Below are 17,494 nucleotides of genomic sequence, written 5' to 3' on the forward strand. Positions count from 1 at the left end.
ACTCAATTGAGCTTTAGAGCGTGGCGGGCCACGAAGGTCATCCGCCAGGGGTTGTGGCCGATGTTCTGATGCGCGCGCGAGGTAGAGAAGCCGGCCCGGGCGAGCTTCTCGATCATCTCATTCTCGCCGTAGCGCTGCAGCCCGACGCGGGTGCGTAACTGCCGGTAGTCCGATAGCGCGGTGCTCGCGAGGCCATACAGTGCGTCTTTCAGGAAGCCGTGGGTCTTTGCGAATTTCAACAGCGCCAGGACGTCCCTGGCCATGCCGACTTCCGGCCGCAGGATGTCGCCCAGCACCAGGCGGCCGTTGGGCTTCAATAGCCGGCGAACGACGGCGAGCGCCGAATCCAGCTCTTTGGGCGTCATGTATTGCGCGACCGAATTCATGACGACGAGATCGATCGAGCTTTCCGTCATTCGCGTGAGATCCTCGAGCGAACGGACGCGGATCTTGGTGTTCGGCGCAAAGCGCGCGATCAGCCGGCCGCGGACACCGGGGGCGGGCTCGGCCAGATAGAGCTTGGCACAGGCGTCGGCCACCCTGGCGGCGGACAGCGCCTCGCCGCAGGCATAGTCCAGCACGACGGAGTCGGGCGATGAGATGTAGCCGATGATGTCGCGCGCGATGATCTGGAAATGCAGGTCGCGATGCAGCCTGCTCGCATAAATCGTATGCGTGGAATCGTAATAGTCGATCCATTCGTCCATCGCGCGCGTCCGGCAAGACGGCTGGTTCCGGCACCGGAACCAGCCTGAAAGTGATGCGTTAGGTCGTCCGACGGCCAATGTCCACTGCCGCCGCTATCCGGTTCCTAACAGGAAGGTGCAACGTGAGCAAAACCAGCAACAAATCCGACAAGGTATCCCCCGAACTTGATACGCCGACTGACCTGCCGCAGGCCGCGGTGGACAAGATCTCCGCATCGCTCAATACGTTGCTGGCGGATGCATTCGCCCTCTACCTGAAGACCAAGAACTTCCACTGGCATGTCAGCGGCCGGCATTTCAACGACTATCATCTGATGCTGGACCAGCAGTCGGAGGCGATTTTCGCCACCACCGACCAGCTCGCCGAACGGGTGCGCAAGCTCGGCGGCACCACGCTGCGCTCGATCGGGCAGATCGCCAAGCTGCAGACCATCCAGGACAACAACGACGCCTATGTGCCGCCGCGCGAAATGCTGCGCGAACTGATGCAAGACAACAAGCACATGGCGGCGGCGATGCGCAAAGCCCACAAGATTTGCGACGATCATGAGGATTCCGGCAGCGCAAGCCTGCTCGAAGTCTTCATCGACGAGACCGAGCGCCGCACCTGGTTCCTGTTCGAGGCCAGCCGTCAGGAAGGCGCCAACGCGGCGTAAGCGCGGTTGCGCTGCGCAGGCGCGCAGGGTCGGCCGACGGGGGCGCATTGGCGGCGACCCGGTGGCTTTGCGGGCCTGCGTCCTGCGGCGGCTGCCTTTGATCGGACATTCTCGTCGCGTGCCGGCCGGTTCTGGCATAGACTGGCGCTGCAGCTTCCAGACAGGAGCCGCGGCCCGGAAGCTTTCGCTGCGATCTGGAGGAGCCGGAAATGCCTATCTCTTTCTCGATGATCGTTTTGAACTCGCAGTTGATCGTTGCGGTGGCAGACGGCGTGCCGAAATTCGACGTTGCCCGGAGCTGCAAGCTCGATGTCGCCGCCACCACCGGCCTCTCCGTTGACCAGTCGATGAAGAACTGCGTGAACGATGAACAGAAGGCGAAGCGGCAGCTCGCAGGCCAGTGGTCGAAATTCCCCGCGCCAAGCCGGGCAAGCTGCACCTCGCAGGAGAGCATCGGTGGCACGCCAAGTTACGTCAGTTTGCTGACATGCCTGCAGATGGGTCAGTGGACCAGGTGAATGCCCGGTGTGATTTTCTGTCAGTAGCCAGGATGGAATGAACGCAGTTCGCCGCCACCATCGCGGGCGGCTGCTTCATCACCACCCGGCGCGTTGGCGTCCGTGGTGGCGGGAGCCATTGGAGAGATCGCGAACGTCAGGCCACCCTGATCCTAATATTTTCTGACGATGGGTTTTGTTGTCGGAGGCGCGCCGGGCGCCGGCGGCGAGATGGCGAAGGTGACCCAGGCATTCCAGCCACTGGGACGATTCTCTGCGGCAAACTCTCCGTAAGCCTTCAAATTGAGATAGCCCTGCATGTCACCGACCGGAAAAAGGAATCCGATCTGGGGACCGACGCCAACCACCTGGGACTGGAAGCAGCCGACACGGTCGCCTGGACCGCTGTCGCAGCCGAGCTGCTTGTAGACATAGCCTACGAGGCCAACCATGACCTGCTTCGACAGGAATTGCGATGCACCCCAGTCGAAGTGCATGTCGACGCCGCTCTGATACTGCGTCGATGTATTCTTGGTATTGTAGGTGAAGCCAAGCACGCCGGAGAATTCGTGGCCGGTCTGCGGATTGAAATAGGTGTAGCCGCCGCCGCCATCGATCGCGCCGTGTCCGATACCCAGGTTCGACAGGCGGTCGGATTGGTAAGCGCCGACCGGGATGTCGCCGGTGATGTAGGTCATGTAGTTGTGGACGCCGGCGTTCCAGCGCAAGGCGAATTGCGGGACCAGATCCCCAAAGCCCCACGTCGTGTCGCTGACGCTGTCGGACCGCGAGAAGGGGATGGTGTTGCCCAACGGGCCCGTGATCACGCCTGACAAGGTCCCCGCCAGGCTGGTGCCGACGACGCCATAGGCTGCCACGAGGGACACCGACGCCTGGCCGCCGAGCACCGGCGTCTCGAATACATAGGTCGGGATCACAAAGCCAAGATTGCCGGTGGCGTTGACGCTCAAATTCAGATTTGCGTTTAAGGTAACGTTGCCTGGAACCCTGCCGAGCGTGAAGTTACGCGCACGCGCGACGTCGGCGCCCGCGGAGACGGAGGTATGGTAGTAGACCGTCGCCAGCGACCAACCCGGCTGCTGCGGCGTGGCCGCGAGGCTACCAAAGAAGCCGGGGACCCAGAAGCTGACGCCGTTTTCATCGGCGTGTGCCACGCCGGGAAGGGCGGCCAGCATCGCAATCGACAGGCCGGCACCTGTATATTTGAGAAGGGCGTTGAGTCCTCGATTGAATGGTTTTTGCGTCATCTGCTGCTCCCAATGCCCTGAGATCACAGTGATCAATCCGAGATTGACATAGATTGAATGTCTCGTCGTAAGCTATTGGCGTGCTGAAACGATCCAGATCGAAAATCTGTCGCGACTGTTGCGCTAAAGCCGCGAGATTATCGTCTGCTATTCACTGCAATGGGCATTGCGGGAGTGTGACAGCAGCGGATGGGTCGCGGGACGATGACGCCCGGCGGTAGTCGGCGCGCATGGGGCGGTGCGGCTGCGACCGCCATCATCTTTTCGGCGACGGGCCGCCGTGAATGTTAGACTAGTACCGTCAGAGATACGCCGTATACGAGCTGATCCAGACCAGGATCGACATGATCAAGCCAATGACGCCGGCGTTCTCTGCGAACACGGTGGCGGTGCCGGGGATTCCGAGCTTGAGCTGGCTGCGGTCGATATCCTTCGGTATGGAAATGATCGCGGGATAGGTCTTGGCGCCTCGGATCGAGCTGCCCCGCGCCAGCATCCCCGATACGGCAAGCTGGCCTTCACCGACGCCTTGCGGGATGGCCGTAATCGTCGCGTCGTGAATACGCCCGGGGTCGTCGTCGAACACGAGCTTGACCTGCGCGCCGGGCTTGATGGTCTGGAATCCGTTCGGCGAGAACATGCCGACGATGACGATTTCGTCGGCGATGATGAACGACATCACCGAGCGAGCCTGCAGGGCGCGGTCGCCGACCGTCACCGCCATCTGCGTAACCTTGCCGTCGGCGATCGCACGGATGGTCGTCTGGTCGAGCTCCCATCTGGCATTCTCGAGCTGGGCCTGGGTTTGAGCGACGGTCGTATTGATACCGCCGATCTCCGAGTCCTTGGCCAACTGCGCGTTCAGTTGCGCGGCTTTGGCCGCCTGTAACTGAAACTCTACCGTTTCGTACTGGACCTGGGTGTCTTGCAGGCGAAACTGGCTCTGCGCGCCCGCGTCGGTGAGCTTGCTGTAATCGGCAAGCCTCTGTTTGTGATAGGCGAGTTGCTTGGTCAGCCCGTCGACGTTCGCAGTCGCCTGCTCATAGTTGGCCGTCAGTTGCTTGACCTGCTGGCGTGCCTGAGCGATTGACGCCTCGAGTTGGTTGACCTTGAACTGGAACGGCGCTGGATCGATGCGGAACAGGACGGCGCCTGCTTTCACCGGCTCGTTTGGCTTGGCCGGTATCTCGATCACTTGGCCGGAAACATTGGGCGTAATCTCCATAACGGGAGAACCGACCACGAAGCTTCCCGACGGGGTCAGGTAATTGAACAATGCTACGAACACCGAGAGGATGAACGCGCCGATCAGCACCGCGACGGTGCCGGAGGCCCAGCCCCATCTGACCAGCTTGAGCTTGGAAAAGATGAGCCACACGAGAACCAGATAGAGCGTCAGGATGATAAGCATGACGGGCTCCTGGAGCAGCCTGCAGTCAACTCGCCCGATCGCAGCGCCCACCATCGGACGCACTTCTGCACGACTGGATTCACCCAGAAAGGACTTGGTCTTCCAGTCTGAAGCCGGCAAGCCAGCGGCCGGCGAGAGAGCCGACGCCGGCGCCGAAGCGCCGGCGTGCCGTCAACTTTCATTGGGCCGAAATGCCCACCGTCGTTTGCGACTTCACGACCGGCGGCGGATTCCATTTACCGGTCAGCGCCTCTGACTTCGGCCCGTAAAGGCGCATGGTCAGATTGAAGGCTCCCTTCGGCGCCGGAAGCCAGTTGGCTTCGAGCTCCTTGCCGAGGCTCGCGTTCTGGAAATAGAGATCGAGCGAACCGTCCGGGTTGTATTTGAACGGCATCCAGCTAGAGACCGCAAAGCGGTTCAGTACGTTGCCGACCTGGAAGCCTTCCGGATCGTAAAGGGTGATCGACCAGAACGCATTGACCGGAGGGGCGGCGCCTTTCTCGAACGTGATCGTGTATTTGTTTGCGCCATCGAGCGGCTTGCCGGATTCGTCGGCGAGATTGAGCGGATAGATGGCGTCCTCGGGCAGGTTGGCCCCGAGCCCCACCTGCGAGATGATCGCCCGCTTCAGGTAGTAATTGCCGTAAACGCCCATGGTGTCCGTGTTCATGGACCAGTTGTTGGCGACACGCGCCAGTGTCGGCACCTTCCACGCCATCAGCTTCTGGGCTTCCCGCGGCGCGGCTTCCAGCCCCCGCTGCACGGCGGGATCGAGCTTGCTGATATCAAAGCTCTTGCCGGGTTCGATGCCGATTCTCCGCATCTGGGCGATGATCGGCTCGTCGGTGACGTGCGGCGGATGGAGCTTGAGCAACTCGGCTGCATAGGCGAAATAGGCGGCAGCCGTCATGGTATCGACCTGGACCTTGGGCGGCGTTTTCATATCCACGCTCGGGTCGGCCGTGAATTCGGCCGGCTTGGGTGTCTTTCCAAATTCTGAAAGCGGCGTGACTTTGTAACCCGCCTGGATCTGGTTAACCGCATTGTAGTCCGCCGGACCATCTGTCTTGGTGCGGCCGATCACCCAGACATAGGGTGTTGGCGCTTCGATCCGCTGCGTGTCCTTTGGAAGCTTGAACTCCTCGACAAACCTGTCGCGCAAATCCGGCCGCCAGCCGGCCGGCGTCAGCAGGAAGGTGCCGGCCTTGGTGCCCGTGGTTCGCCAGCCCGGCGATGCGAATACGTCCGTCCACATGTCGAGCATCGGCAGCAGATAGTAGCGTCCATTGGTATCGGGAACGCTGACGACGACAGGCTCTCTGGTCATGTCCAACCAGGAGGAGGAATAGAGCGTATCGAAATTCGGCCGCACCACACCCTTGAAATCGGCCGGCGGGTATTCGCGCGCATTGGCGAACGTATTCATCGGGCCTTTAAGGCTCTCTTTTCCGGCTTCAACGTTTGTGAGTTGCTTGCGCGTGACGTCCATCGACAGCAGCGGGTAGAAATAGAGGTACGCGTCCACCGCAATGGCGCGCGCTTCATCCTCGTTGATGGGCGCCGCTGTCTGGGCCAGCGTCGCCGGCGCAGCGGCCGCGCCGAGGCAGAGAGACAATGTCAGCGTCAGAATTCCTCGATGCATGTCGAATCCTCCTCTTCTGATGTTGTGCAGGGGGGGTGGTCTCGCTCGTGTGGCGGTAACCGAACGCCGCTTGGTGATGCTCCATTGCTTTTGCAAAAGACGGCAGTCGACGCGGAAGTGCTTGTCACTCCAGGCGTTCAAATCGGTGTCTTGACGTGTTATCGGCGACACAAAACGCCGCGGTGTTTGCTGATTTAAGTCAAGGTTCTCGGAAAAGTGATGCCAGGAAGCTAACGGCTGAAACGCGTCTTCAGCCACCTCCATGCGCGTTACGCTAGCACCGGCGTGAAATGACGGCGAGCCGTGCTCGTCATCTCGTTCGGCGTACTCCTTCCGAGGAATTTCTTGCCGAGGAATTTCTTGCGGCGTTTTGGCGCGCTTTAATTTGTCTCACACGGCACGCCGTGCAGTGATCGCCGAACGGTCAGTGGCGTTTCCATTCATACCGGGCACGGCAGAGATGCGCGCGGACAAAGAGCAGGTTGCCAGATTCCGATAGTCAGTTTAAGCGTGCCTTCGTGGGGCTCGCCTCCATCATTTGCGTGCAGTCCTTAAACTCCCATCGCAGCGTCGTGCCGGTCCCGCCGCACGCCAGCGGGACCGATACGAAGCAGCCGCATCACGACCTATCGAACACGGCGCTCGATGAACCGAAGGCGCTCGATCTCACCAAGCTTCCGTGCGTCCGCCTGTTGAAGCATTCCCGCTTGTCGATCTTCTCAGTTCTTCCGCCCGACCGTATCTGGACCAGCGGCAGCGAGTTCAATCTCGCTCGGCCGCCAGGTCTTGGCGAAGAACGGCTCGAGCGGGCTGTAGAGACGCAGGAGCGTGAACCAGCCCTTGCCGGGCGTGGTCTGAATCCAATTTCCGCGCGGCACCCCCTGCGGCTGCGTCGGGCCGAAGTATATCGTTGTGGAGCCGTCGGCGCTGGCTTCGGCGGCGGGCGACGGATACCTCTGGCTGCCGGCACGCGGGAAGCGCTGTGGCGTATCAAGCATCGATCGAGTCTGGTTGTCGTAAACCGTGAACGACCAGAACGCCCGCGCCGGGATATCTTTGGGGAGCGTCACCTTGTAGGTCTTGCCGCCGTCGTAGGGGTTGCCGGCGGAATCGACGAAGCCCATGAGATACTGCGAGCCGACATCGGGAATGCGCATGATCATGCCCGGCGAATCGAGCGTGTAGCCGTAGTAGAACGCCGTCCGCGAGTCGAGAGTCCGCGCGCCGGTCGGCGGAAGTGGCTTGAACATGCCGTCCTTGGTGAACTCCGGCGGCGGCGTCTCGAAGTTGGCGCCACCTTCCCACAGCATGTTGGCCCACATCGAGCCGGGGTAATACGACCATTCCGGATGAGACACGGCGGAGCGCCAGTTCAGCAGGCGGCCGGTCGCGTTGCCCACGGCGGCAGCATCGGTGAGGATCTTCTTCATCCGTTCATCGGGCTTGAACGGCTTGCCCTTCACGATGCCGATGGCGGCGAGTTGACCGGCCAGTTCGACATCGTAACTGGTCGCCGGCTCCTGCTGAACGTTCTCGTTGATCATTTCGTAGAAACCGTAGTCGCCTGGAGGAATCGTGTTGAACGCCTTACCGCTACCTTCAACGAACTTGGTTTCAGGCACCGGCGGGTTCTTGCCGAGACGGACAGTTCCTTCGAGAGCTGTAGCGATGCTCGTGCCTTCGCCACCCGGCGTGTAGGAATAGATCTTGAGGTGTTTCTTGATCAGCTCAACGGTTGGCTTGGGATCGTTGTTGACCAGGAAAGATCGCGCTGCATATATCACGCGGTTGGTCTTCGAGCGCGCGATGTAGAAGCCGCCTTCGGGCAGCGGGCCGTCGTAACCGGGCGGCACGAGCAGGTACTTGCCGCCTTCGCCGCGATCGGGGCCGGGGAAGCCGATATCGACGATCCACGAGAACCACATGTCGTTGATGGTGCCCAGTCCCTTCGGCGGCTGCTCCACCACCATCGGGCCCTTCAACAGGTTCACCATTGCGAAGTAGTAGATGGTGTCGGCGTTGGCCGTAAGAAACAGCGACTTTGCGTCCATCAGCTCGGAGTAGATGACCGGCGTGTTGTCCTCGGCGCCGATGCCTTGGAGGCCCTTGCCGATGGCATAGGCCGAGGCGCCGCGGAAGCTGTTGTTGTACACATCCAGCGCGCGCGTGAAGTCCAGCGTGTCGCGCACCTTCTCTGCGGTTTCCACCGTCGGTGCGCCGTCCTTGAACTCAAGGGTGCCGATCCGGGTCTCGACCCGGTCCGGCGTTGTGAGCGAAGGAGGGATTGCGGCGGCAGTCTGGGCGACGGTTTCTCCGTTGGCAGCAAGAGTTGCGGCGAGAATGACTGTCAGGATAGGGAGATTACTGTAAGCGAGTTTCATGGCCTTAACCTCCATTTGTATCTACCAGATACCGCTACGGCATATCGGCGGCGCCCTGGCTCCCGGCGTCGCGCGCCTGCCCTGCCGTCTCGTCTCAGTAACAGGGCGGATAGGGGTAATAGCCGCAGGCCGGACGGGCGTATGGGTGGTAGTACGTGGCCGCACCAAATGCGGCGGCGCCAGCGGCGCCGGCATCCATGGCGCCGCGAAATGCCGAATGGAGCGCTGTTTCGGTCTCGCACAACGTCGCGGTTACGGCGAGCATTCCGAAAATCTGATTCAGTGTTGCGATACGCATGACATCATTCCTTGTACGAAAACCACGGAACGACTTGAGGCGCTCGCGCTTGGGCGCGTGAAAGAGCGTGCAACTGAATGTGCAACACCCGCTGCATTCAACGCTGTATGGCGTCTGCAGAATCGAAACAGGATTGCTGGAATTTCGATGCTATAAAGGTTGTCGTTGTAGGGCACTTCGAAGTGAGACTTCGGCTACCTCCACGGGCAGAAGGATAGCACAACCTAACAACGAGGGCCAGCGATGATCAATATTCTGTGCCTCCATCTCGTCGCGCTGTAGGCCGTGCTCCCGAAATTCAAGCTGGTGCGATGGGCCTGTTGTCCGGGACTATCTCGCTGTTAACAGGCGGATTTATCGGCCGGGAATGTCCGGCAGCGCCTCCGCGTTTGCCGGCAACGCGGGCGTGATCGGTCTTCTGGCGTCCATTCTGGTGCGGGTGACCTCCTACACGGCATATCTCTAGCCAGCGAGAAAAATGATCAGAATGCGCGAAAAAAGCGCGCGTCTTTAGATTGTGCTGCAAGATTCCGATAATCAATTTAAGCGAGGCTGTGGGAGGCTTCGCTATGATGAAAGCCGCCCGTGAGCCCATACAGGATGATGCGGGGTGCAATCGGGCCGTGCGTTACTGGCTGTTCTGATTTGGAATCGAGCGATGCAGAAAGTAATTGAATTTCGTGGCCCGCAGTCTGAAGCCGTGTCGGAGCCGCAGGCGGCGCCGCCGGCCATGGAGCCGATATTGGCGGTGGTGGATTCATTGTCCCGCACCCTCGATTGCATCAAGACCATGTGCGCGACCGAGCCGATCGGGCCGATCCGCGACAGACTGGAGACTGAACGGGCAAATCTCGTCATCGGGCTTTTTGTCGCCCGGGTCGCCGCGATGCGGCTGTCTTCCGGCGAGCAGGCAGCGGATGTTTCAGCCAACTCGAACTTGCCGATCGCCCGCCGCGGCTGACGGTCGCGGCCGCATTATCGCGCGCTGCGCTTCCACAGCCTGACCAGCGGGCCGTCTGCGCCCCTGACCGGATCGGTCTTCGGCAGCTTCACTTCCGGAATCGTCTTCAATGCTTTCGCGTGGTTCTCCGGCGTCGGCCGCGTGATCTGCATCGGCGGTCCCGGCGGATAGGCGCCGACCACGCAGAAATCTTCGCTGGCCGATATCAACTGGTGGCCGGTCCCCGCGGGCAGGATCGCAACGTCGCCGGCCGATATCTCCAGTGCCTCGCCGTGGTCACCGCCGAACTGCACGCGCGCATGCCCGCGGGCGACGCCGAGCACCTCGTGCACGGTGGCATGATAGTGCGCATAGTCGTAGACGCCATTGCGCCACATCGCGCCCCAGCCATTCGCGCCGAACAGTCCCTCGATGGTTTTTTCCGGGTGATCGTTGGCGACATCGACCGCGCCCTTGTAGACCAGGAACGGCATCGGGTTGTTCGGCACGAGGCCGTCGTCTTCAAAGATGAAGGTGAGGGGCTCGATATCGGCGCTGACGACGGACATGGGCTTCCTCCGCGAGTCGTAGAACCGTAGGGTGGGCAAAGGAGCGTTAGCGACGTGCCCACCATTGTCTTGCTATGTGCAAGATGGTGGGCACGCTTCGCTTTGCCCACCATACGATTCTACATCTTCAAACCGCCGTCCGTGCCTCACGTTCCCCTTGGAATCTCGAAAACCAGGCACGTCGTCGTCGCATGCGCGATCAATGACGGGGAGGGCGCCTTACGCCCGCTTGTTCGCCCGCATCAGATCGGCGAACCGCTTGAACAAATAATGCGAGTCGCGCGGGCCCGGCGAGGCTTCGGGGTGGTACTGCACCGAGAATACCGGCTTGCCCTTGAGCTCGATGCCGCAATTGGAGCCGTCGAACAGTGAGATGTGGGTCTGCGTCGCGCCCTCCGGCAGCGTCGCCTGATCCACGGCAAAGCCGTGGTTCATGGAGGTGATCTCCACCTTGCCGGTGGTCTCGTCCTTGACCGGATGATTGGCGCCGTGATGGCCCTGATGCATCTTCATGGTCTTGGCGCCGACGGCGAGGCCCAGCATCTGGTGACCCAGGCAGATGCCGAAGGTCGGCGTGCCCGATGCAATCACCTGCTGGATGACGGGCACCGCGTATTTGCCTGTCGCGGCCGGGTCGCCCGGGCCGTTGCTCAAGAACACGCCGTCCGGCTTCATCGCCAGAATGTCTTCGGCCGAGGTCGTTGCCGGCACCACCGTAACCTTGCAGCCTTCACCGGCGAGCAGCCGCAGAATGTTGCGCTTGATGCCGTAGTCGATCGCGACCACGTTGAACTCCGGGTCGCTCAGCCGGCCAAAACCCTTTTCCCAGGCCCATGGCGTCTCGTCCCAGGTGAAGCGCTGGGCCGACGTCACCATCGGCACCAGGTCCATGCCTTCGAGGCCCGGCCATTCGCGCGCCTCTTCCTTCATGCCATGCAGGTCGAACTCGCCGCTCTTCGAATGGGCGATCACCGCATTCGGCATGCCCTTGCTGCGGATCAGTGCGGTCAGCGCGCGGGTATCGATGCCGGAGAGACCAATGATGCCGCGGGCGCGCAGCCACTGGTCGAGATGTTTGGTGGCGCGGTAGTTCGAGGGATCAGTGATGGCCGAGCGCAGGATCACGCCGCGCGCGCCCGGCGTCGCGGCCATGTTCACCGTCTCGATGTCTTCATCGTTGGTGCCGACATTGCCGATATGCGGGAAGGTGAAGGTGATCAGCTGCCCGGCATAGGAGGGATCGGTGAGGATCTCCTCATAACCGGTCATCGCGGTGTTGAAGCAGACCTCGCCGACGGCGTGGCCTTCCGCGCCGAGGCCAAAACCCTCCAGCACGGTACCGTCGGCAAGCACGAGGAGCGCGGTCGGTTTGTGGTCCGGCCAGGCTGAGGCGTTTTCAGATGTTGTCATGAGCGCACTTCATAGTCGCAAGCGCCCCCGCCCGTCAAAGCCGGAAGACGTGGATTCACATGCGTTTGCCGCATATTTGACAGCCGGTTCCGCCGCGTCAGCGTTTTTTGGCCAAATCGGTCCGAATCGGCCCGGCTCGCCTTAGCCAATCCCGCCGATTTCCAGCCTTGTCGGCCTGCGGATCGCCCCGTGATGCCAGTGGCGTGGCGCGCGCAGCCCCTATATAGACGCGGAATCTTCCGATAGACCAAGAGCCTTCCGGCGGCACCATTTTAGTGAGGCGACCATGCTGCGCGACGACATCAACAACGCGGTCAAGGAGGCCATGAAGGCCAAGGACGAGCGCAAGCTCTCCACGCTGCGCATGGTCAATTCGACCATCAAGAACGCCGACATCGCCGCGCGCGGGGAGGGCAAGCCGCCGCTGTCAGACGCCGATCTTCTTGGCGTGTTTCAGAAAATGATCAAGCAGCGCCAGGAATCGGTCGAGCTCTACGACAAGGGCGGCCGCGCCGAACTGGCTGCGCAGGAGCGCGAGGAGATCGCGATCATCTCGGCCTATCTGCCCAAGCAGATGTCGGAGGACGAGATGAAGGCCGCGATATCGGCCGCGGTCGCCGAAACCGGCGCTGCCGGCATGAAGGACATGGGCAAGGTGATCAGCGTGCTGCGCGCGAAGTTCGCCGGGCAGATGGATTTCGGAAAAGCCAGCGGCATGGTGAAGGCGGCGCTGACCGGATAGCTTTTTCCTCGGGAACCTTTCCGTCGACGCAGCATCCAACGGGTTCAAGCTCCGTTGGCAATCGTCGTGAAAAGGCATCTCAATGAATCCGAACGTACATGCACTGGATCGCGCAAGAGCACGGCCGTCCGAAATCCAAAGGCCCGATAGGGCCGAGGTCGAGTCGGCGGTGCGCACCATCATCCGATGGACCGGCGAAGATCCTGATAGGGACGGCCTGCGCGAGACGCCGGCACGCGTAACGCGCGCGTTCGAGGAATTCTTCGCAGGGTACGGACAGGACCCCGTCGAAATCCTGAGAAAGACCTTCGAGGAGATCGAAGGCTATGACGAGATGATCGTGCTGCGCGGCATCCGTTTCGAGAGCCATTGCGAACACCACATGGCGCCGATCATCGGCCAGGCCTGGGTGGCCTATATTCCAAACGGCCGCGTGGTCGGTATCAGCAAGCTGGCGCGCGTCGTCGATGTCTATGCCAGGCGTCTGCAGATTCAGGAAAAGATGACCGCGCAGATCGCCAACACCATCAATGACGTCCTGGAACCGCAGGGCGTCGGCGTCATTATCAAGGCGTCGCATCACTGCATGACGACGCGCGGCGTGCACAAGCCGGACACCGACCTCGTGACCAGCCGCATGCTGGGATGCTTTCGCGACAACGCGCTGACCCGCCAGGAATTTTTGGGAATGGCGACATAGCGCAACGCGAGCGGAGCAAGACACAGCGGAGGAAGAGATGGCCGATCAGCAAGCGCCTCCCGCCGGTCCCGATCTGTCCAAGGGCATACCCCTGTCCGAATTCGCTGGCGAAATGTTGCTCGGCCATGTCGGCGACGATGAAATCGTGCTGGTGCGTTCGGGCTCCGAGATTTTCGCGATCGGCGCCCATTGCAGCCATTATCACGGGCCGCTCGCCGAAGGCCTCGTGACCGGCGAGGGCATCCGTTGTCCCTGGCATCACGCCTGTTTCGACCTGCGCACCGGCGAAGCTACCCGTGCGCCGGCGCTCAGTCCGGTCGCGGTCTGGAAGGTCGAACTGGAAGGTGAGCGCGTCTTCGTTCGGGAAAAGCGCGAGCAGCCCAAACCGCAGGTGAAGCGCGCCACCGATGCTCCCGGCAAGATCGTGATCGTCGGCGGTGGCGCGGCGGGCTTTGCCGCAGCCGAGATGCTGCGGCGGCAGGATTATCGCGGCAGCGTCGTGATGCTGAGCACCGAGGCTGCGGCACCGGTCGACCGGCCGAACCTCTCAAAGGATTATCTCGCCGGCAGCGCGCCGGAGGACTGGCTGCCGCTGCGGCCGGATGATTTCTACACCGAGGCGAAGATCGATCTGCGGCTCAACACCGAGGTCACGTCAATCGACACCAACGCACGCCATGTCGTCACATCGGGCGGTGAGACCATTCCCTACGACCGCTTGCTGCTGGCGACCGGCGCGGAGCCGGTGCGCCTGCCGATACCAGGCATGGATCAGCCCCATGTGCACGTGCTGCGCTCGCTGGCCGATTCCCGCGCGATCATTGCCTTGGCCGATGGCGCGCGACGGGCGGTCGTGATCGGCGCGAGCTTTATCGGGTTAGAGGCCGCAGCGTCGTTGCGCGCCAGAAATGTCGAGGTTCACGTCGTCGGGCTGGAGCAGCGGCCGATGGAGCGCGTGCTCGGGCCCGAAATGGGCGACTTCGTCCGTGCCTTGCATGAAGAGCATGGCGTCATCTTCCATCTCGGCGACACCGTCACCGCGATCGACGGCAAGCGCGCGACGCTGAAAAGCGGCGGCGCGATAGAGGCCGATATCGTGGTGGTCGGTGTCGGCGTACGCCCCCGCCTCGGATTGGCCGAGAAGGCAGGGTTGGCGATCGATCGCGGCGTCACCGTCGATGCCTATCTCGAAACCAGCGTACCCGGCATCTATGCCGCGGGCGATATCGCGCGCTGGCCCGATCCGCATTCCCGTGAAAACATTCGCGTCGAACATTGGGTGGTGGCCGAGCGTCAGGGCCAGACCGCCGCGCGAAACATGCTCGGGCAGCGCGAGCCGTTCGATGCCGTGCCGTTCTTCTGGAGCCAGCACTATGATGTGCCGATCAATTATGTCGGTCACGCCGAGAAATGGGACGAAATAGCCGTGGACGGCAATATCGCCGCGAAGGATTGCCTGCTGCGGTACAAGCGTAACGGCCGTGTGCTCGCGGTCTCCTCGATCTATCGCGACGTCGCAAGTCTCGAGGCCGAGCTGGCGATGGAGAACGCGCAGTCTCGTTAAGTCAGGGCGACGATAACGTCTCTCCACGTCATGCCCGGGCTTGTCCCGGGCATCCACGTCTTTAAGATTGATCGCAGCAAAGACGTGGAAGGCCGGGACAAGCCCGGCCATGACGGAAAATTCAGGGACGACCAAGGCCGATGCTCACCGAAGCCTCAACCTACGACGAGCTCTACCGCAACTTTCGCTGGGATATCCCTGCGCGCTTCAACATGGCGACCGCCTGCTGCGACCGCTATGCCGACGGCTCCGGTCGGCTGGCGCTGGTTTACGTCGATGAGGACGGCGCGACCACGCGCACCTCGTTCGACGAAGTTGCCGAGCAGTCGTGCCGTTTTGCGAACGTCCTGAAATCCGATGGTCTTGCGCGCGGCGACCGCGTCGCGGTGTTCCTGTCGCAGTCCCTCGAATTGCCGATCGCCCATCTCGCGGCGTTCCGCTCGGGCATGATCTCGATCCCGCTGTTTGCGCTGTTCGGCGAGGACGCGCTGGAATTCCGCCTGTCGAATTCGGAAGCCAAAGCAATCGTCACCGATGAATCCGGCTGGGAGAAGCTTGCAAAAATCCGCAATCGTCTTCCCGCGCTGAAGAACGTCTATGTCATCGGCGGGAAGGCGCCAGCCGGAACAAAGCCCTTCTGGTCTTCCCTGAAGGCGGCATCGCCGGATTTTGCCACCGTTGACACCTCGGCCGACGATCCCGCCCTGATCATCTACACCTCGGGCACCACAGGAAATCCAAAGGGCGCGCTGCATGCGCACCGCGTCGTGCTTGGCCATCTGCCGAATGTCGAGATGTGCCACAACTTCCTTCCCAAGCCGGGCGACCTGATGTGGACGCCGGCCGACTGGGCCTGGATCGGCGGGCTGATCAACGCCCTGTTCGCGTTCTGGTATCACGGCATTCCCCTGGTCGGCCATCGCGCGCGCAAATTCGAGCCGCAGGCGGCGATGGTGATGATGGCCGAGCTTGGGATCCGCAACACGTTCCTGCCGCCGACCGCGCTGAAACTGATGCGGCAGGCCGCTGTGAAAAATCCCGGCGTGAAACTGCGCAGCATCTTCACCGGCGGTGAATCGCTGGGCGGCGAGTTGTTGGGGTGGGTGCGCGAAACGTTTGGCATCGATGCGCACGAAGTGTTCGGCCAGACCGAATGCAATCTCGTGATCGGCAGCAATTCGAACCTGTTTCCGATCCGCCCCGGCGCGATGGGGAAGGCGACGCCCGGCTTCGACGTTCGCATCGTTAACGACAAGGGCGAGGAATTGCCGCGCGGACAGCGCGGCATCATCGGCGTGCGCCAGCCCTGTCCCTGCACCATGATCGAATATTGGAAGAACCCGGACGCGACCGCGAAGAAATATGCCGGCGAATTTCTGCTCACCGGCGATCTCGGCGTGCGGGATGAGGACGGCTATTTCTGGTACGTCAGCCGCGAGGATGACGTCATTACTACTGCCGGCTATCGCGTCGGTCCGTCGGAGATCGAGCACACGCTGATGAAGCACCCGGCGGTGGCGATGTCGGCGGTGGTGGGCATTCCCGATCCGATACGCACCGAATCCATTAAAGCGTGGATCGTGCTACGCCCGGGCTTTGCGGCGAGCGACGAACTGGCGCGCGAGATCCAGGAATTCGTCAAGGTGCAGCTCGCCGCCCACGAATACCCGCGCTTCGTGCAGTTCGCCGAGACGCTGCCAATGACGGCGACGGGCAAGGTGTTACGGCGTGAATTACGGGCGCTGGGCTAGATTCTCTTCGGTCAATTCGATGCGGTAGGTACATGCAAAAAAATGCTTCTCACGCCGCGGGTCTGCACCGCGCCTCGCTCAGGAAGCTCCACGATTTGGACGCGGCGCTGGAGCTCATGTATTACGGCTGGCGTGGCATGACGCTCTCGGCCGACCAGTATCTCGCCACGCTCGGCCTCTCACGTCCGCACCATCGCATTCTCTACGTGGTCGCGCGACAGCCCGACATCTCGATCGGCGCGCTGATCGATGTCCTCGGCATATCCAAGCAAGCCGTGAATCGGCCGCTAAGCCTGTTGCTGGAGCGTAAACTCCTGACATCGAAGCGGTCGCCCGAGCAGCATCGCTCCAAATTGCTGCGGCTGACGGAAGCAGGAAAACGCATTGAGCAACGGGCATCGGACCATGAGCGCAAGGTTCTGCGCGAGGCGTTCGATCGTGTCGGCCCACCCGGCGCTGCCGCCTGGATGGCCGTCATGGGGGTCATTGCCGACAACAACTGACAATTTTCTCATGTCAATATAGTTGACGTGAGAGACGCCCCGTGTCATTTCTTCCCGGCAGTTGCACCGAGGGAGGGCGTAAGCATGAGCGGACAGACAATGGACCGCGCGGCGGCCGGACGCTTTGTCGAGGCGTGGTGCGCGAACTGGCGCAAGGTCGATATCGACGCGGTGGTTTCGCACTTCGCCGAAAATGCCGAGATGCGCAGCCCGTTGGCGCTCAAATTGACGGAGTCCCCGGTAGTCGCAGGCGTCGAGAACATCCGCGCCTACTGGCAGAGGGCTTACGGCGGCATCGAGAGCGCAGACCTGAAAATCCTGAACTGGAGCTGGGACGACACGATCGCGCGCCTGACGGTGTGGTGGCAACTGGGCGACAGCCGCGCCAGCGAGTTCATGGACTTCGACGGTGCCGGACGTGTGGTGCGCAGCGAGGCCTTCTACGGAAAGTAGCC

At 61.8% G+C, this 17,494-nt stretch carries 17 protein-coding genes; 9 read left to right on the forward strand and 8 right to left on the reverse strand.

The window, feature by feature from the left end; translation table 11 throughout:
• Positions 1-2: 2 nt before the first annotated feature.
• Positions 3-707, reverse strand: a complete 705-nt coding sequence (locus KIP88_RS24935; protein WP_214490679.1) for a class I SAM-dependent methyltransferase — start codon at positions 705-707, stop codon at positions 3-5.
• Between the two features lie 77 nt (positions 708-784).
• On the opposite strand from KIP88_RS24935, the gene KIP88_RS24940 reads away from it, so the two are divergent.
• Positions 785-1,363 (forward strand): DNA starvation/stationary phase protection protein, encoded by a 579-nt coding sequence (locus KIP88_RS24940; RefSeq protein WP_214490680.1) that lies wholly within the window; start codon positions 785-787, stop codon positions 1,361-1,363.
• A gap of 209 nt (positions 1,364-1,572) precedes the next feature.
• Positions 1,573-1,881 carry a hypothetical protein gene (locus KIP88_RS24945; RefSeq protein ID WP_214490681.1) on the forward strand — a complete coding sequence of 103 codons (309 nt, stop codon included), beginning with the start codon at positions 1,573-1,575 and terminating at the stop codon, positions 1,879-1,881.
• Positions 1,882-2,033: 152 nt separating this feature from the next.
• Here the strand turns inward: KIP88_RS24945 and KIP88_RS24950 are convergent, their stop codons facing one another.
• From KIP88_RS24950 to KIP88_RS24970, 5 genes are all read right to left on the reverse strand, one after another.
• Positions 2,034-3,056, reverse strand: coding sequence for a transporter (locus KIP88_RS24950; RefSeq protein ID WP_214490735.1), 1,023 nt, complete (start codon positions 3,054-3,056; stop codon positions 2,034-2,036).
• Positions 3,057-3,429: 373 nt separating this feature from the next.
• Positions 3,430-4,539 (reverse strand): HlyD family secretion protein, encoded by a 1,110-nt coding sequence (locus KIP88_RS24955; RefSeq protein WP_214490682.1) that lies wholly within the window; start codon positions 4,537-4,539, stop codon positions 3,430-3,432.
• Between the two features lie 178 nt (positions 4,540-4,717).
• Positions 4,718-6,181 (reverse strand): DUF1254 domain-containing protein, encoded by a 1,464-nt coding sequence (locus KIP88_RS24960; RefSeq protein ID WP_214490683.1) that lies wholly within the window; start codon positions 6,179-6,181, stop codon positions 4,718-4,720.
• Positions 6,182-6,900: 719 nt separating this feature from the next.
• Positions 6,901-8,562, reverse strand: a complete 1,662-nt coding sequence (locus KIP88_RS24965) for a DUF1254 domain-containing protein (protein ID WP_214490684.1) — start codon at positions 8,560-8,562, stop codon at positions 6,901-6,903.
• Between the two features lie 94 nt (positions 8,563-8,656).
• Positions 8,657-8,860, reverse strand: coding sequence for a hypothetical protein (locus tag KIP88_RS24970; RefSeq protein WP_214490741.1), 204 nt, complete (start codon positions 8,858-8,860; stop codon positions 8,657-8,659).
• Between the two features lie 658 nt (positions 8,861-9,518).
• Between KIP88_RS24970 and KIP88_RS24975 the strand changes: the two genes are divergently transcribed.
• Positions 9,519-9,821 (forward strand): hypothetical protein, encoded by a 303-nt coding sequence (locus tag KIP88_RS24975; protein WP_214490685.1) that lies wholly within the window; start codon positions 9,519-9,521, stop codon positions 9,819-9,821.
• Between the two features lie 14 nt (positions 9,822-9,835).
• Here the strand turns inward: KIP88_RS24975 and KIP88_RS24980 are convergent, their stop codons facing one another.
• Both KIP88_RS24980 and carA read right to left on the reverse strand, forming a co-directional pair.
• The gene (locus tag KIP88_RS24980) at positions 9,836-10,369 is read right to left on the reverse strand and encodes a cupin domain-containing protein (protein WP_214490686.1); all 534 of its coding nucleotides are present in this window, start codon (positions 10,367-10,369) and stop codon (positions 9,836-9,838) included.
• A 219-nt stretch (positions 10,370-10,588) separates the two neighbouring features.
• Positions 10,589-11,779: a glutamine-hydrolyzing carbamoyl-phosphate synthase small subunit gene (gene carA / locus KIP88_RS24985; RefSeq protein ID WP_214490687.1), complete on the reverse strand. Its 1,191-nt coding sequence runs from the start codon at positions 11,777-11,779 to the stop codon at positions 10,589-10,591.
• Between the two features lie 286 nt (positions 11,780-12,065).
• Between carA and KIP88_RS24990 the strand changes: the two genes are divergently transcribed.
• The 6 genes from KIP88_RS24990 (at position 12,066) to KIP88_RS25015 (ending at position 17,492) form a co-directional block, all read left to right on the forward strand.
• Complete coding sequence (locus tag KIP88_RS24990; protein ID WP_214490688.1) at positions 12,066-12,521, forward strand: GatB/YqeY domain-containing protein; 456 nt, start codon at positions 12,066-12,068, stop codon at positions 12,519-12,521.
• An 82-nt stretch (positions 12,522-12,603) separates the two neighbouring features.
• The gene (gene folE / locus KIP88_RS24995) at positions 12,604-13,221 is read left to right on the forward strand and encodes a GTP cyclohydrolase I FolE (RefSeq protein WP_214490689.1); all 618 of its coding nucleotides are present in this window, start codon (positions 12,604-12,606) and stop codon (positions 13,219-13,221) included.
• 37 nt (positions 13,222-13,258) lie between these two features.
• Complete coding sequence (locus tag KIP88_RS25000) at positions 13,259-14,785, forward strand: FAD-dependent oxidoreductase (RefSeq protein WP_214490690.1); 1,527 nt, start codon at positions 13,259-13,261, stop codon at positions 14,783-14,785.
• A 140-nt stretch (positions 14,786-14,925) separates the two neighbouring features.
• Positions 14,926-16,536 carry an acyl-CoA synthetase gene (locus tag KIP88_RS25005; RefSeq protein WP_214490691.1) on the forward strand — a complete coding sequence of 537 codons (1,611 nt, stop codon included), beginning with the start codon at positions 14,926-14,928 and terminating at the stop codon, positions 16,534-16,536.
• 32 nt (positions 16,537-16,568) lie between these two features.
• Positions 16,569-17,039, forward strand: a complete 471-nt coding sequence (locus KIP88_RS25010; protein WP_214490692.1) for a MarR family transcriptional regulator — start codon at positions 16,569-16,571, stop codon at positions 17,037-17,039.
• Positions 17,040-17,123: 84 nt separating this feature from the next.
• On the forward strand, positions 17,124-17,492 hold the full coding sequence (locus KIP88_RS25015) for a nuclear transport factor 2 family protein (protein ID WP_214490693.1): 369 nt from the start codon (positions 17,124-17,126) through the stop codon (positions 17,490-17,492).
• Positions 17,493-17,494: the final 2 nt, after the last annotated feature.

It is taken from the genome of Bradyrhizobium sp. SRL28 (genome assembly GCF_018596315.1).
Taxonomy (GTDB): Bacteria; Pseudomonadota; Alphaproteobacteria; order Rhizobiales; family Xanthobacteraceae; genus Bradyrhizobium.

Bases quoted from the DNA above. Each gene is read 5' to 3' on its own strand.
- KIP88_RS24990 (WP_214490688.1), top strand. From the start codon at position 12,066: ATGCTGCGCGACGACATCAACAACGCGGTCAAGGAGGCCATGAAGGCC.
- folE (WP_214490689.1), top strand. From the start codon at position 12,604: ATGAATCCGAACGTACATGCACTGGATCGCGCAAGAGCACGGCCGTCC.
- KIP88_RS25015 (WP_214490693.1), top strand. From the start codon at position 17,124: ATGAGCGGACAGACAATGGACCGCGCGGCGGCCGGACGCTTTGTCGAG.
- KIP88_RS24945 (WP_214490681.1), top strand. From the start codon at position 1,573: ATGCCTATCTCTTTCTCGATGATCGTTTTGAACTCGCAGTTGATCGTT.
- KIP88_RS24980 (WP_214490686.1), bottom strand. From the start codon at position 10,369: ATGTCCGTCGTCAGCGCCGATATCGAGCCCCTCACCTTCATCTTTGAA.
- KIP88_RS24935 (WP_214490679.1), bottom strand. From the start codon at position 707: ATGGACGAATGGATCGACTATTACGATTCCACGCATACGATTTATGCG.
- KIP88_RS25010 (WP_214490692.1), top strand. From the start codon at position 16,569: ATGCAAAAAAATGCTTCTCACGCCGCGGGTCTGCACCGCGCCTCGCTC.
- KIP88_RS24970 (WP_214490741.1), bottom strand. From the start codon at position 8,860: ATGCGTATCGCAACACTGAATCAGATTTTCGGAATGCTCGCCGTAACC.
- KIP88_RS25005 (WP_214490691.1), top strand. From the start codon at position 14,926: ATGCTCACCGAAGCCTCAACCTACGACGAGCTCTACCGCAACTTTCGC.
- KIP88_RS24960 (WP_214490683.1), bottom strand. From the start codon at position 6,181: ATGCATCGAGGAATTCTGACGCTGACATTGTCTCTCTGCCTCGGCGCG.
- KIP88_RS24940 (WP_214490680.1), top strand. From the start codon at position 785: ATGTCCACTGCCGCCGCTATCCGGTTCCTAACAGGAAGGTGCAACGTG.
- KIP88_RS25000 (WP_214490690.1), top strand. From the start codon at position 13,259: ATGGCCGATCAGCAAGCGCCTCCCGCCGGTCCCGATCTGTCCAAGGGC.
- carA (WP_214490687.1), bottom strand. From the start codon at position 11,779: ATGACAACATCTGAAAACGCCTCAGCCTGGCCGGACCACAAACCGACC.
- KIP88_RS24950 (WP_214490735.1), bottom strand. From the start codon at position 3,056: ATGCTGGCCGCCCTTCCCGGCGTGGCACACGCCGATGAAAACGGCGTC.
- KIP88_RS24965 (WP_214490684.1), bottom strand. From the start codon at position 8,562: ATGAAACTCGCTTACAGTAATCTCCCTATCCTGACAGTCATTCTCGCC.
- KIP88_RS24975 (WP_214490685.1), top strand. From the start codon at position 9,519: ATGCAGAAAGTAATTGAATTTCGTGGCCCGCAGTCTGAAGCCGTGTCG.
- KIP88_RS24955 (WP_214490682.1), bottom strand. From the start codon at position 4,539: ATGCTTATCATCCTGACGCTCTATCTGGTTCTCGTGTGGCTCATCTTT.